Annotated in this window: 15 protein-coding genes; 2 read left to right on the forward strand and 13 right to left on the reverse strand. The window is 48.5% G+C overall.

Annotation, left to right across the window (positions count from 1 at the left end; translation table 11 throughout):
• Positions 1 to 14 precede the first annotated feature (14 nt).
• The 10 genes from ACLU9Q_RS01620 to ACLU9Q_RS01665 form a co-directional block, all read right to left on the reverse strand.
• Positions 15 to 773 (reverse strand): ABC transporter ATP-binding protein, encoded by a 759-nt coding sequence (locus ACLU9Q_RS01620; protein ID WP_302225188.1) that lies wholly within the window; start codon positions 771 to 773, stop codon positions 15 to 17.
• A gap of 106 nt (positions 774 to 879) precedes the next feature.
• On the reverse strand, positions 880 to 1,665 hold the full coding sequence (locus ACLU9Q_RS01625; RefSeq protein WP_302225186.1) for an ABC transporter ATP-binding protein: 786 nt from the start codon (positions 1,663 to 1,665) through the stop codon (positions 880 to 882).
• Between the two features lie 72 nt (positions 1,666 to 1,737).
• Positions 1,738 to 3,288, reverse strand: coding sequence for an ABC transporter substrate-binding protein (locus ACLU9Q_RS01630; protein ID WP_302225184.1), 1,551 nt, complete (start codon positions 3,286 to 3,288; stop codon positions 1,738 to 1,740).
• Between the two features lie 31 nt (positions 3,289 to 3,319).
• Complete coding sequence (gene nikC, locus ACLU9Q_RS01635) at positions 3,320 to 4,219, reverse strand: nickel transporter permease (protein ID WP_302225182.1); 900 nt, start codon at positions 4,217 to 4,219, stop codon at positions 3,320 to 3,322.
• Positions 4,216 to 5,160 (reverse strand): nickel ABC transporter permease, encoded by a 945-nt coding sequence (gene nikB, locus ACLU9Q_RS01640; protein WP_302591213.1) that lies wholly within the window; start codon positions 5,158 to 5,160, stop codon positions 4,216 to 4,218. Before nikB ends, nikC begins: the two co-directional genes overlap by 4 nt.
• A 4-nt stretch (positions 5,161 to 5,164) precedes the next feature.
• Positions 5,165 to 5,770 (reverse strand): class I SAM-dependent methyltransferase, encoded by a 606-nt coding sequence (locus tag ACLU9Q_RS01645; RefSeq protein WP_302591212.1) that lies wholly within the window; start codon positions 5,768 to 5,770, stop codon positions 5,165 to 5,167.
• 18 nt (positions 5,771 to 5,788) lie between these two features.
• The gene (locus tag ACLU9Q_RS01650; RefSeq protein WP_302591210.1) at positions 5,789 to 6,970 is read right to left on the reverse strand and encodes an ABC transporter substrate-binding protein; all 1,182 of its coding nucleotides are present in this window, start codon (positions 6,968 to 6,970) and stop codon (positions 5,789 to 5,791) included.
• Entirely contained in the window at positions 6,967 to 7,734 is a 768-nt protein-coding gene (locus tag ACLU9Q_RS01655) for an ABC transporter ATP-binding protein (protein ID WP_302591209.1), read from the reverse strand. The genes ACLU9Q_RS01650 and ACLU9Q_RS01655 overlap by 4 nt, the downstream gene beginning before the upstream one ends.
• Positions 7,728 to 8,795, reverse strand: coding sequence for a FecCD family ABC transporter permease (locus ACLU9Q_RS01660; RefSeq protein WP_412624584.1), 1,068 nt, complete (start codon positions 8,793 to 8,795; stop codon positions 7,728 to 7,730). Before ACLU9Q_RS01660 ends, ACLU9Q_RS01655 begins: the two co-directional genes overlap by 7 nt.
• Before the next feature lie 62 nt (positions 8,796 to 8,857).
• Entirely contained in the window at positions 8,858 to 9,757 is a 900-nt protein-coding gene (locus tag ACLU9Q_RS01665; protein ID WP_302591303.1) for a LysR family transcriptional regulator, read from the reverse strand.
• A gap of 401 nt (positions 9,758 to 10,158) precedes the next feature.
• Here ACLU9Q_RS01665 and ACLU9Q_RS01670 point away from each other — a divergent pair, with 401 nt between their 5' ends.
• Together ACLU9Q_RS01670 and ACLU9Q_RS01675 are read left to right on the forward strand one after the other, a co-directional pair.
• Positions 10,159 to 10,917 (forward strand): class I SAM-dependent methyltransferase, encoded by a 759-nt coding sequence (locus ACLU9Q_RS01670; RefSeq protein ID WP_302591207.1) that lies wholly within the window; start codon positions 10,159 to 10,161, stop codon positions 10,915 to 10,917.
• A gap of 5 nt (positions 10,918 to 10,922) precedes the next feature.
• Positions 10,923 to 11,678, forward strand: coding sequence for a class I SAM-dependent methyltransferase (locus tag ACLU9Q_RS01675; RefSeq protein ID WP_302591205.1), 756 nt, complete (start codon positions 10,923 to 10,925; stop codon positions 11,676 to 11,678).
• A gap of 65 nt (positions 11,679 to 11,743) precedes the next feature.
• Here ACLU9Q_RS01675 and ACLU9Q_RS01680 read toward each other — a convergent pair whose 3' ends face one another.
• From ACLU9Q_RS01680 to ACLU9Q_RS01690, 3 genes are read right to left on the reverse strand one after another with little or no spacing between them, the layout of a single operon-like run.
• The gene (locus ACLU9Q_RS01680) at positions 11,744 to 12,529 is read right to left on the reverse strand and encodes an ABC transporter ATP-binding protein (RefSeq protein WP_296837649.1); all 786 of its coding nucleotides are present in this window, start codon (positions 12,527 to 12,529) and stop codon (positions 11,744 to 11,746) included.
• A 5-nt stretch (positions 12,530 to 12,534) separates the two neighbouring features.
• Positions 12,535 to 13,590, reverse strand: coding sequence for a FecCD family ABC transporter permease (locus ACLU9Q_RS01685; RefSeq protein WP_296837646.1), 1,056 nt, complete (start codon positions 13,588 to 13,590; stop codon positions 12,535 to 12,537).
• Between the two features lie 13 nt (positions 13,591 to 13,603).
• Positions 13,604 to 14,566 (reverse strand): ABC transporter substrate-binding protein, encoded by a 963-nt coding sequence (locus ACLU9Q_RS01690; RefSeq protein WP_296837643.1) that lies wholly within the window; start codon positions 14,564 to 14,566, stop codon positions 13,604 to 13,606.
• Positions 14,567 to 14,644 lie beyond the last annotated feature (78 nt).

Genomic DNA, 14,644 nt, shown 5'->3' on the forward strand with positions numbered 1-14,644 from the left:
CCGCCGCGCCCTTTTTATAATACGGAATCCACCAGTATTTTTGTGTATTCTTCCTTCGGATGGTTGATGATATCGTCCGGCGTTCCCTGCTCTACAACCTTTCCCCTGCGGAGCACCAGCACCTTATCGCAGAATGCCTGCACAAGCGCAAGGTCATGACAGATAAGGAGAAAAGAAAGATTTTTCTTTTCTTTCAAATTTATCAGCAGTTCCAGCACCTGCTTCTGCACCGTCACGTCAAGCGCACTGGTCGCCTCATCGCAGATCAATATGGACGGGTTTACTGCCAGCGCCCGTGCGATTGCCGCCCGCTGGCATTGTCCGCCGCTGACCTCATGCGGATACCTGGCTGCAAATTCCGGCGTCAGCCCGCACATTTCCAGAAGCTCTTCCGTCTTTTTTTTCGTATCGCGGCGGCTCATACCGATGTTTCGCAGACTCTCGCCAATCCCGTCTCCCAGCGTGCGCCGCGGGTCAAATGATTCCATCGGCATCTGAAACACCATCTGCATTTCACGATATACGGCTCGCAGTTCTTTTCCTTTTATATTGGTAATATCTTTGCCGAGCAGTGAGACGCTCCCCTCCGTGGTCTCGATAAGACGCGTAATCATCCTGGCAATCGTGCTTTTTCCAGAACCCGATTCCCCGACAATGCCGAGACATTCGCCGCGCTCCAAGGTAAAGCTGACGTCCTCCACCGCCGTGAAGGATTTTTTCCCGGAGGTAAAGACTTTTTTCAAATGTTCTGCTTTTAGTATTGTATCCGGCATACTCGTTTCCATCCTTTTCTGACAAATTCTCCCGGCTCTTTCCGAAAGCCGGACGGTTTCTTTGCAGCAGTTCAGCCTGGCTGTCCTGCTCTCTGTTAAATATAAGCTACGCCTTTCTGCGCAGATGCAGCACGGAATCCATCAGCTTTTTCGTATATACATTTTCCGGATGGTTTAGTACGCAATCTGCCGGACCATAGTCTCTCATTTCCCCATTTTGAAGAACCAGGACCCGGTCCGCCATCGCTTTTACAACACCGATATTATGTGTGACCAGAATCATCGCCGTGCCGTATGTCGCCCGCATCAGCTTCATTTCTCTTATTACCTGCGCCTGAACCGTCACATCCAGAGCGCTCGTCGGTTCGTCCGCCAGAAGCAGAGCAGGCTTCATCATCATTGCGGCGCAGATACCGACACGCTGGTTCATACCGCCGGATAATTCAAACGGATAGCTGTCCATTATCCGCTGCGGGTCTGTCAGCCCGATTTTCCGCATCACCTCACCTGCACGCTCGTACACCTGTTTTTTCGTGACACGCTCATGCTCAGAGATGCTCTCGTATATCTGCACTCCCACTGTCCGGATCGGGCAGAGCGCCGCCTTGCAATCCTGAAATACCATACCGATTTCCGGTCCCAGAATCTTACGCAGCTCTTCCGATGGCATATCCACTACATTCCGCCCTTTATACCAGATATCGCCTTCCGTCACCATGCCGCCTCCGCCCAGCAAGCCCATAACAGCCTTTATAATCGTACTTTTCCCGCTTCCCGATTCACCGACAACGCCAAGTATCTCCCCGGCATCCACGTTGAAACTGACGTCCTTTACAACCGGTTTCCCGTTATAACATATTGTAATATGTTCCGCCTGCAGCAATGGTTCCATAAAAATATCTCCTATACTAAATGTTGCATTCAGATAACAGGCATCTGCCCTTTCCTCTCTGATATCATCCGCTTACTCCACATTCAGCTCCGCCGTGATTTCATAATAATCACACGGATGCGCATACATACCTGTAACATTTGATTTTGTAACAATTCCCATGTTCAGATGCGATACAAAGAAAATCGCGCTCTCATCCAGCATAGCCTGCTGCATCTGAACCGCAAGCTCTCCGCGCTTTTCTGTATCAAACTCCTGATGCAGCTCTTCGTACAGGCTCTCCACCTCAGCGATACTATGATTAGAGCGGTTCTTTGCTGAGCTTTCCAGTGCACAGGTGGTAAAGAAATATTCCGGGTCGCCCGTCGGCGCCGTCGTCAGCGAGCTTACATATACATCATATTCCCCACTGTCCGCAATGCTCAGATGGTCGGACGTACAGTTTACGTCTACCTCAATTCCGATTTCCTTCAGGGTTGCCTGCGCGTATTCTGCCAGCTTGGGCTGTTCAAGACGTCCCGGATAGGTCAGCCAGCGGATAGTCAGCTTCTGTCCATCCTTATCACGGTATCCGTCTCCGTCTGTATCTATCCAGCCTGCCTCCTCCAGCAGAGCCATCGCGCCCTCCGGGTCATAATCCGGAGCCTCTACCGCTTCATTTCCGTAGCTGAAGCTGCTTGGAAATGCAGACTTCGCCGGGATACCGCGTCCTTCCATCAGCACGCTGCAGAAGCCTTCCTTATCAATTCCCATTGTAATTGCTTTACGCACCGCTTCATCCTGGACAATTTCCGAATCGTAATTGAACTGCCCGAAAAAGCAGCGGCTTGTAGCAACAGAATTTATCGTATAATCGGGATTGTTTTCAAACAGTGCATAACTATCGTAGGACAGTCCATAGGTTCCCTGGATATCTCCCGTCTGGAGCGCTGCCTGCAGAGAGCTGGCGTCGCTGAAGGTCTTAACCACCACGTTATCCACGTTCACTTCGCCGCCCCAGTAATTCTCATTTTTCACCAGGTCAATCTGCGTCTCTGTGACATTCGTCGCAATATACGGACCTGTTCCGGCAACGTTTGCCGTACCTGTCGTATCACCCTCCACGCCGTCCGTGCCGTACTCCATATCAATAATTGCGCCGTATGGGTCTCCGAGATAGTTGATGAGCGCCGGACACGGCTCTGTCATATGAATCGTAATCGTCATGCCGTCCGCTTCAATGCTCTCGATCTTCATATCGCTGGGCGCACGGTCATGCACCGCAAGAAGATGGTCCAGACATTCCTTTACCGCCTCCCCGTCCATAACACGACCGCTTGAAAATGTCACGCCATCCCGCAGCGTGATCTTTACCGTCAAATCATCAATAAATTCATAATCCGTAGCCAGCCACGGCTCAATTTCCATGTTGTCATTATATTTAAACAGCGTCTCGCCCACGCCGTAGCGCAGCGCGCTCCAGCCCGAATAATTGCTGTGCGGATTCAGCCCCTCATCGCCCATCTCCACACCGTAACCGGTCGTGCCGTAAACAAATGTCTTTCCTTCCGCCATTGCAGCCGACGATGCCGTCGCCGAGACCGCCGCGCCCAGAAGGAGCGCTGTAAGTAATTTCTTCTTCATATTGTTTTTTCCTCCATAGATTGTGTTTTTCCTATTTTCTTCTCTGCTTCGGGTCCATATAATCACGGATTGTATCTCCCAGCAGATTAAAAATCATAACCGTCGCAAAAATTGCCCCGCCGGGCGCCAGCACCATCCAGGGAGCCGTCTGCAGCATTACCCTGCCGTCGCTTATCATACTGCCCCACTCTGCCATCGGCGGCTTAACTCCCAGACCCAGAAAGGACAGACCAGCCAGCTCCATCATCATCGTCCCGATATCAAGCACCGCCGTCACAAGAATGGTTCCTGCAATATTCGGGAGAATATGTTTTACCAGCAGCTTTGCCGTATTGCTTCCCGACAGCCTTGCAGCCATCAGATACGGCGCATCCTTCTGCGCAAGCGTCAGACCTCTTGCCAGACGCGCAAATTTGGGCCAGCCGATTGCCGCCAGCGCGATAATCGCGTTCTGCACGCCTCCGCCCAGCACTCCGGCTACCGCAAGCGCAAATACAAGGCTTGGGAATGCCAGAAATAAATCGGAAATGCGCATCAAAACAGTATCGACCTTTCCGCCCATCCAGCCGCAGATAATTCCAATCGCAGTCCCGGTTACAGTAATGACAGCCACCAGAACCAGAGTGGCAAAAATACTTGTCGTGCTTCCCATCAGAACTCTGGAAAACATATCCCGCCCATAGCGGTCAGTCCCCAGAATATGCTGCCAGCTTGGCGGCTGCTGCGCGCTCAACAAATCCTGCGCGTACGGATCGTACGAACAGAGCTGCCGCGCAAAAACAGCTGCCAGCAGCAGCCCGGCCGCCAGCGCGATGAAAAAAATCAGTTTTGCCTTTATGTGGTTTTTCCGGAGCTTCTGTTTCCGGACTGTGACTGGTTTGTCCGTGCCTGCACACTGTCCCGTTTCCTGCCTCATTCCTTCCACACTCATGCTCCGTCACCTCCCAGCCGTACACGCGGGTCCAGAAAGTGATAAATAATATCGGTCACAAGATTTACCAGAACGTAAATCATCGCCATCCATGCCACATACGCCTGAATCATCGGATAATCACGCATCGTGATGGAATCTACCGCCAGCTTTCCCACGCCGTCCCACATAAAGATATTCTCAACAATCGCCGTGCCGCCCAGCAGGCTTCCGATAGACAGCGCCAGCAGCGTAATGATTGTCAGCATGGATGATTTCATGACGCTTTTCCAGATAATCACCGAGCCTCTCACACCTCTTGCCCTGGCTCCCGTCACGTAATCTTTATTCAGCTCCTCCAGAACGGTCGCCCTCACCTGTCGCGTATACTTGGACGCCATAGACAGCGCCAGCGTCAGCGTCGGCAGCACAAGGCTGAGCGCCAGATTATCCGTCGTAATTACCGGAAAAATCTGCAGCCGGATGGAAAGAAAATACATCAGTACAAGCGCCGCAAAAAAATTCGGCATTGAATTGCCGATAAAGCTTAAGAAACGAATTACGTAATCCACCCACCGGTTATGCTTCACCGCCGACAAAATTCCAAGCGGAACCGCAATCAGCACCGTCAGGATAATGGAAGACAGCGTCAGCAGCATGGTCGCAGGCAGCTTCGACACAAACGTGTCAAACACATCCTTATGTGACACATAGCTCTCCCCCATATCTCCTGTCAACATTCCGCCAAGCCAGGCGGCATACTGCACCAGAAAAGGTTTGTCCAGACCATACTCCGCTCTCGCCGCATCAATAATCTCCTGCGAAACTGCCGTTCCCGCATTCTCGTACATATAAGTAACGGCATCGCCTCCCGCCAGCCGCATCATCCCAAAAGACAGGAAGGTAATTCCTATTAATATCGGGATAAGCTGCAGCAGCCGCCTTATCACATATTTTCTCATTTCATCACTCCCGCCTGTCTTTCCGGTTTTTCACACCGGACACCTGATACATCCGGCAGTCTGAAATCACAGTCTCCACTGTAAAATACGGTTCAAACAGCTCTTTCAGACACTCCGCTGGCATCAGCCCGTTAGAAACCTTACTGGCTGCTCCCTCGTGATGGCGGTCAATCTGTTCCCGGCTGGCTCCGTGGGCAATGGTCATTCTTCCCCCGTCCTTCAGCAGCAAAGCCAGCGTCCTGATCAGACGCCGTGCGTCCGGAAAATGCGGAAACGCATTATAAACCACAATCGCATCGAACCTTCTGTCAAATTTCTGCTCCTCGACATCTCCGCAGATTACCCGGATTTCCGGAACATCTCTGCACTTTTGCGCCGCAATCCTTGCCATCTCCGGCGAAATATCGATACCGGTCACAGAGGAAACACCCCTCTCAATATAGTAAGGAAACAGCACCCCGGTGCCGCAGGCGACGTCCAGCACTTCCATGCCCGCCGCAATTCCCGTATTATCCAGGATTTTCCCGATTATTTCATCATTTGCCACCGTGCCGGCGTCCCACCCCGGCGCACAGCGGTCAAAAAAAGCAATGACATCTTCTTTCTGCATATTCCCGCCTTCGTTCGCTTAATTCTCTCCAAAGAAAGTTGCCGTATCAATCTTCTGATATCCGCCGAAGCTGGACGGGCATGCAAAGATTTCCTCCGCCAGCTCCTGCCCCAGAAACATATTGGTAATTTCGTTTGTCTTTTCCATCATGTCAACATCCTCAAACAGCTCCGGATAGACTGTCTTTGCAACAAACCAACTGTTGCACAGCGCAATTTCAAAGTTGGTATAATACGCATTATACGCCATTTCCAGATAAACCTCGCCGTTGTTCCATGCCTTGCAGGTATCAAACATGGTCGGGTCCTCCTGATACAGCGGGATAATATTTTTGACCGCGGCCGCATCCATAATGATGATATCCATATCTTCCCCCAGCTCCACGAATTTCTCCTCTTCAATCGGTTGGATACCTTCCATCCCCGTACCGCTCAGAACATTTTTCACGTTTGCGATATTCAGGGAGACAAAGTTTTCCGCAGTCATCAGATGATCGGTTGTTCCCCAGTTGCCAAGTCCGCAAATATATACAGCCGGTTTATCTTCCTCCGCAATATCCGCCGTTCTGGATGTAATTTCTGCCGCCTCTGCTTCAACATATGCAATAAGTTCTTCCGCTCTTTCCTCTTCTCCAAACAGAACGCCAAGCAGTTCCATAGAACCGGAAAACGCTTCATCAAACACGCCTTTTGAGCCTGCTTTCAGCGTAATGACCGGAACGCCAAGCTGCTCCTGCAGCGCGTCCTCCTTCTCCACATCCTCAAACTCAGAAATCACAATATCCGGTTCGCATGACAGGATTTTTTCCGCTTCAGCCGCCTGCGCCATCGGACCTCCCACACCACAGGACGGAAGCATACTGAATACCTCCTCATAAGCAAGAACATACGGTCTTGCCACGGAATCGAACATCTCCGGGCGTTCCTCCAGCGTCGTGTTATCAATGTCCTCCACACCGCACAGCAAATTCACATCACCTATATAGCTGTACATGCGCAGCGCGCCTGCGCCGACGCATACCACCCTCTCATAACTTCCGGGCGTAACCGACACCTCTCTGCCGATCATATCGGTAATGGTAATCTCTTCTCCCGCATTCTCCACCGCAGTTTCCTGCTCCTCGCACTGCACGTTACTGCCGCAAAAGCCAAACGCCATTACAGAAGCCAGCAGAGCGGCTGTCATTTTTTTCATCTTCATTCCTTTTTTCCTCCTGTTAAGATTATTGTTTCATGATTTATCTCAACAATTCTGACATCAATGTCAAAAATGTCTTTGATTACTGCTTCACTGATACACGTACTGTCCCCGGCGTACTTCACGGCTCCGTCCTTCAGAAAGAAAAACCGGTCGCCAAAATCCATTGCCTGATTAAGGTCATGCAGTGAACTCAGAATACTGATTTGTTTCTCTTTTGCCAGTTTTTTCGCTTCTCTGATAATCAACTGTTCATTCGCTATATCAAGATTTCCGGTTGGTTCGTCAAAAATCATCAGTCCCGGTTCCTGCGCCATAGCACGGGCTATCGCTATTTTCTGCCGTTCTCCTCCGGACAGCTCGCTGACGTTCCGGTCTGCAAATGCTTCCAGATGCATATCGGCTATGATTTTCTCCACGACAGCATAGTCATCGTGCCCCGCTTTCAGCCCGAAATAGGAAACTCTTCCCATAAGTATAGAATCAAATACACTCAACTCCCCGAAATGAATCTCCTGCGGAACATAGGCTATGCGCTTCGCCCGCTCCCTCACCGGCATTTTTACCAGCTCTTCTCCCTCAAACAGAATCGTACCGTCCATAGGAGCGCAAAGCCCCAGAATATTCTTAAACAGTGTCGTTTTTCCCGATCCGTTTTTGCCGAGCAGAATGCCAATTTCTCCCCGTCCAAGCTCCAGATTGACATTTCTGAGTACATCTCTGCCACGTCTTCTGTAACGAAAGCACAGATTACTGACCTTCAGCATCGGCGATTCTCCTTTCCCGAAAAAATAATTGCAACAAAGAAGGGCGCACCCATCAAAGAAGTAATCGCACCGACCGGCAGAGCAGAGCCGTTTCCCATACTTCTTGCAAATGTATCGGCAAGCAATAACAGCAGACTGCCGCTTAAGGCAGAAATCGGTATGGTAACCCGGTGGTCCTGTCCCAGCAGTTTCTTTGTAATATGCGGACAGATAATTCCCACAAATCCGATAATTCCCAAAAAGGATACACAGACTGCGGTAATCAGAGAAGCAAGCAGCATTGAGAAGAACCGCAGTGTTTTTACATTCACCCCCATTGTCTTTGCCACAGCCTCCCCGCCAAGAAGTGCGTTCAGCCTCCACGACATAAGGGTAAAAAAGACCAGACCTGCCGTCACTACCGTAAACATTATGGCATCTGTGCGGTAGGTTGCCCGTCCAAGATCACCGAAATTCCAGACAACTGCCGCTGATATTCCCACATCCGTAGCATAAAACTGAAGAATCGTTGTTGCCGCCGCCCAGACCGAGCCGAGAGCCATACCGGAGAGCACTACTACGTTCGGCGAAAAGGACCGGATTGTACAAAGCCCCAGAATCATCAGAATAGACACTGTGGAAAAGAAAAACGCCATAACGCTTGTCGCATAAGGATTCGCGCCAACAGCATAATTCGCTGCGTTATTGCCGGTGGACAAAAAACCGCCCGCAAATGCAATGATGGACAGATTTGCTCCGAATACCGCTGCATTTGAAACGCCCAGCGTAGAAGGCGACGCCATAGAATTATTCAACGTTGTCTGCATAATCAGACCGGAAACAGACAATCCCGCACCCGCAATGATTGCCGCCAGGACCCGCGGAATACGGATATTCCAGATAATCCGCACATTGGCAACCGTTCCTTTTCCGGTCAGCGCCCCAAAGCATTCTGCCGCTGACATATGCGACGAGCCTGCAAACAGACAGACAAATCCCAGTGCAACTACTATAACGCACAATGCCATAATCACAAGGCGATCTTTCCAATTCTTTTTTCGAAACTTTCCAGTTTCCCTCATTGATTTTCAAACTTCTCCTTAAAACAATCCTTTTTCTTCTGTCATCTGCTTCTTTATATAAATTATCCGTTCAAAAGTCTTTCCTTAATGAACGCCAGAAAATCCCCCGCCTGCCCGGACAGCTCTTCACCTCTGCGCCTTATATATCCAAATAATATCCTCGTATCCGTCAGATTCCGTTTCCATCCTGCAGCGTTTTCTTTTGACGGTTTTCCGGAGAGATAACCGGCGCTGATATTCACCAGCCCCTCAGACTGCAGGAACCTCTCCATAATATAGTCACTGTTTGTAGTAATAACTGTCTCCGCGTCTGTGGCAGACCTTCCCCCATCATCTGTGATATTCCAGTAATTATCCGGTGAAAATTCGTCAGGAAACCGTTGAATCAATTTCATTCTGGAAAAATCTACCGTTTCATTTTTTCCTCCTTCGCAGTTCTTTCCGCCATAAAGCACGGCAGTTGTTTCTTTCAGAACCGTAAATTCCAGATAATTTCTGGAGATATAATATTGAAACACCGTCAACCGGTCTTTTAGTATATATACAAATCCAATATCATCTGTCCGCTCCCGCACGCGCTCCACAATTTCCCGGCAATCTGCTGAATAAATCTGATAATGGATTTTTTCCTTTTGTTTCTGTTCATAAAATGCAGTAAAGCAGTCTGCGAACCACGAGCTCGGATTGCATGAAACAGAAAGTGTTTCTATTGTCTCCTCTTTGTCCGGCATCTGCATTTTCTGCAGATCATCAAGGATAGAAAGCGCGTAAGGATATATGCGCTCTGCTTCCCGCGTCATACGTATTCCCCTTGGCAGCCGCTCAAAAAGCACCAGATTCATATCTTCCTCCAGCGCTTTGATAATCTTACTGACACTGGACTGCGTAGTAAACAATACTTCGGCTGCCCGGCTAAAGGAACCTGTCTGCACACAGGCGACAAAATACCGGATTTCCCTCATATCCAACTGAAAAATCCCCTCCACTTTTCTTAAACTATCCCTGCCGGTTCCTCTGTTTCTGCAAACAACCAGTCTGTTATTTCAAAATCCTCATACTGGTACACTACACATAAGCAGAGACATATTCCGTCTGAAAATCCAGAATATGTCTCTTCCCATGAATGATAGGAAACTTTATATGTTGTATCTGACATGTCCCTATCATATCCTATTCTTTCTCTGCTCCACAAGCCACCCCGGGGGATATTTCTTATTCCTTTTTTTCATGCATTTCCATTCCATTTACAGCATATCAAAATTATGAACATACAAAAAATATCCCCCCTGGGAGCTTGCGGCCGCCATCCGTTTCTGTTATCTTAGTTATCGCAGTAAAAATTACTTTACAGAGGATTGGATATATGCCGGAACAATTAAAAGAACTCGAAAAATACTGGAGCGGTCGTGCAGAAGGATATTCTGCGGTCAACCAGGAGGAACTCGCCGGGGAGCAGCATCAGAAATGGCTGCATTACCTTCAAAACCGCTTTCCTGATAAAGCGCCGGAGCAGGTTTCCGTGCTGGATATCGGTACCGGTCCCGGTTTTTTTGCCATTATTCTGGCAGAAGCCGGCTATCATGTGACCGCAGTAGACTACACTGCAGCCATGCTAAAGCAGGCGCGCAGAAATGCAGGTGTGCTCTCAGATAGTATTACCTGGAAAATGATGGACGCACAGAATCTGGATTTTGAAGATAATACTTTCGATGTCATCGTCAGCCGCAATCTCACATGGAATCTGGACGAGCCGGAAAAAGCATACGCACAGTGGCTTCGGGTGCTGAAACCGGGTGGAACGCTGCTGAATTTCGATGCAAACTGGTACGGTTATCTTTTTGACGAAGAAAAACGCCTGTTGTATGAGACAGACCGTGCCAATGTCGCCAGTCTGAATCTTGAAGATCAATATACCTGTACGGACATTAATGCAATGGAAGCGCTGGCACGAAATATGCCGCTCTCAAATATTCTCCGTCCCGACTGGGATAAAAAGATTTTATCTGAGCTGGGTTTCTCTTCTATCAGGATTGAAGAAGATATGGGCAGCCAGGTATACAGTTTTATGGAAAGGATTAATTACGCCGCCACACCGCTGTTTTGCGTACAGGCGTTTAAATAAGTCGTATGGAATATAAGGAAACATTTCCCCCGGAATCCGGGGAAATCAAAAACAGAATTGTAAATTACTGGACACAGCGCAGCCACGCGTTCAGCGAGCTTCGCGAAAAAGAACAGGTATCAGAGACCGGGCAGGCATGGCTTGCCGAAATCGTGCAGAATCTCCCTTCCGGAAAAAAGCTTAAGATTCTGGATATCGGCTGCGGAACAGGCATGTTCGCTCTTATGCTTTCTCAACTTGGACATGATACTACCGGCATTGATCTGACAGAACACATGGTTCTTCACGCCAGGGAGCTGGCTGCAAAACAGCACTCCTCTGCAAAATTTTTCTGCATGGATGCGGAAAGCCCGGCTTTTGCAGACAATACTTTTGATATACTTCTCACGCGCAACCTCACCTGGACTCTCCCCCACGCGGAGCAGGCTTATGCGCAGTGGTTCCGCATTCTCAAACGCGGCGGCGCCCTGCTGAATTTTGACGCCGATTACGGACATGACAGCTGTAATAAAAATCTTTCTGAGCTTCCCGCCGAGCATGCGCACTGCTCTCTCCCCGGCAGGACGCTGCAGGAGTGTGAGGCCATCAAAAGCCAGCTTTCTATCAGCAGACATTCCCGCCCCGCATGGGATACGGCTCTTCTGGAAGCCATCGGATATAAGAACATCACCATAGACACGGAGATTTCTTCCAGAATATACAAATGCTGCAATGAATTCTACAATCCGACACCCATGTTTCTTATACGGGCGGAAAAATAAAAAATGAAAAGTGCGGACATTGCCTGTTTTTCTCTGAACAAGGTCCTGTCCGCATTTAAAAAAAATTACTCTGTCTGTAATATGCCCCCAAGATATTGAAAGTAGTTTCTTCCTTTCTCATCTGTCTGCAGTTTCGCATTAACGTTAAACAGTTCCCGCATCAATTGTTCGGTTATGACATCCTGTGGCTTTCCGGTCGCCGCAATCCTCCCCTTTTCCATCGCTATTACATAGTCGCAATAGCGTAACGCCATATTCATATCATGTACCGAAGTAAATATCGTGGTTCCTTCATGCTGTTTCATAATATCCAGAATCAAAAACTGATATCCGATGTCAAGATGATTTGTCGGTTCATCCAGAATAATCAGACTCGCCCGTCTCGCAAATGCACTGGCAATCAATACCCTTTGTTTTTCGCCGCCGGACAAACTCAGAAAGCTCCGTTCCGCGAATTCGAGCATTCCTACCGATGCCAGCGCTTCCCGGCAGATTACTTCATCTTCCCTGTTCAAATTTGAGAAAGTGCTCCGGTGTGCGTACTGACCGATCATCATCATCTCCATAACAGAAAAGTCAAAGCTTATATCATTTTCCTGTGTCACAACAGCCATTTTTTTCGCGACCTGGCGATTTGACATCCGGGTAATTTCACTCTCCCCGATATAGATCGTCCCTTCAGATGCCTTATTGACACGATAAATCGTTTTCAGAAGAGTAGATTTTCCACATCCGTTGGGTCCAATCAGTCCCACAAAACTTCCTTCCGGTATCTCCAGCGTAATTTTATGAATAATCTCTTTTTGTCCGACAATATAACTTAATTCTTTTGTTGATAACATGTCCGCCATATCGTTCACCCCCGGTTGAATGAATATCTGCTCTTGCGAAGAAGAACTAAAAAGAATGGCGCTCCAAGAAGAGCTGTCACAACGCCAATAGGAAGCTCTGACGGAGCAACTACAATTCGCGCAACTATGTCCGCGAGAACCATAAAAATACCGCCAAGCAGAACAGCGAATGGAATCAGCCTTTTGTGGACTGTCCCTACAAGTGTTCTGGAAATATGCGGTACAACCAGTCCGACAAAGCCAATTACACCACTCATGGAAACCATCACTCCTGTTACCAGTGATGAAACAATAATGATAGCTATCTTGAGTGTCTTCACATTTACACCAACCGTAATCGCAATCTCCTCCCCAAGAAGCAGCGTGTCAAGACTGTTATTCACCAGCAGCGTAAATACCAGAACCACAGACAGCGAAAATATAGCAGGCACTACATCTTCCCACTGTGCACCTGCAAAAGAACCTGTCATCCAGAACATTGCCGAGTTTATTTTCTGCTTCTCAGGACTAAGAAAAATCAGTACATTTGTACAGGCAGAGAAAATAGCTGACACTGCTGTTCCCGAAAGCACAAGAGAAGTCGGATTAAATCTGCCGGAAGAACCGGCAAAAACAAACACAATCAATGCCGAAGCCATTGCCCCCAGAAAAGCTCCCATCTGGACAGTCGAATTTTCAAACAACGGAATGCTTCCCATCAGAATTACCGCAGTGGCTCCAGTGGACGCACCAGAGGAAATCCCCAGTATATACGGATCCGCCAAAGAGTTTTTTGTCATCGCCTGCATCATAATTCCCACGAGGCTTAAGCCCCCTCCCACGCAGGCGGCTACAAGCATTTTGGGAAAACGCATTCCCCAGACAATTCCATCCATATACGGTTCCCATACGACATCAAAAATTTCTTTTCCTGAAACATGGTTGACAATAATCCGGAAAATCCAGTCGGGGCGAAGATCAACCGCCCCGACGTTAATTCCAAATACCATTGCCCCGCCCAGGAGCAACAACATTCCTATACATAATAATACAAAAGCCGTTCCTTTAAATTTTTTTAACATAATACAAACCGCCTCATACTTCCGGGTGGAAATAGGATGCAAGCAGCTCCACTGTTTCATCATTCCTCTCACTCGCGGAAATATCCGTCAGACCAAGAATAACAAAGCGTTCATTTTTCACTGCATCCAGTTCCTTAAGAGCAGGCTGCGTTTTCAGAAACTCAATTGTACCTTCCACATCATCCGCATTCGTATAATAATCAATTACAATCCAATCCGGATTTGCTTCAGCAACAACCTCCCAACTGACTTTTGTCCAGTTCAGACCTGTATCCGTGATAATATTCTTTCCGCCTGCCTTTGAAATCAGATCTGCCGGCAGACCCCCACCTGCCGTGAATGCCTGTTCTTCCGAAGAACCAATGTCACACACAAATACACTCACCGGTTCCTCATTTTTTATCCGCTCCTGTACTGCTGCTATGCGTTCCTGCATCTCTCCTACAAGTGCTTCTGCTCTGTCATCAACACGAAAAATTTTCCCTAAATTTAAAAAATCTTCATATACATCTTCCAGTGAAGAATTTTCTGTCCGCTCGCAATGGAATCCATAAGCACCAATTCCATTTTTTGACAGATTCTCATACGAAAAATAATCGTCTTCAGACCAGGATGCCCATGATAATACAAGATCCGGCTGTGCAGCCAGTACCACCTCCTCTCCCGGATCCATCCCCGGTTCGCAGAGCGGTGTCAACTTTTCAAACGCCTCCTGATACTGCGGCAATACATCATTATCCTGCCATGCATACCCTACAATTCTGTCTTCCAGTCCGAGTGCCAGCAGCATTTCTGTAGCAAATCCTGCCAGAGATACCACACGCTCCGGAGCCTTTTCAAATGTAACATCAATCTCCTCCTCACCGAATATCCCTGTTACCGTTACCGGCTCCTCCGCAAATGCCGGAGCGCTGCCAAATAATGATGCAGCTACAGCGCCAGCCAGAATCATACCTGTTACTCTTTTGCCATTCATAGCCTTTTATCCTCCATAAAATACATTTTTTTCAGATTAACAAATATTCTTTCACACAACAACCCCGGCTGGGGGATA

It is taken from the genome of Marvinbryantia sp. (genome assembly GCF_047017445.1).
Lineage (GTDB): Bacteria > Bacillota > Clostridia > Lachnospirales > Lachnospiraceae > Marvinbryantia.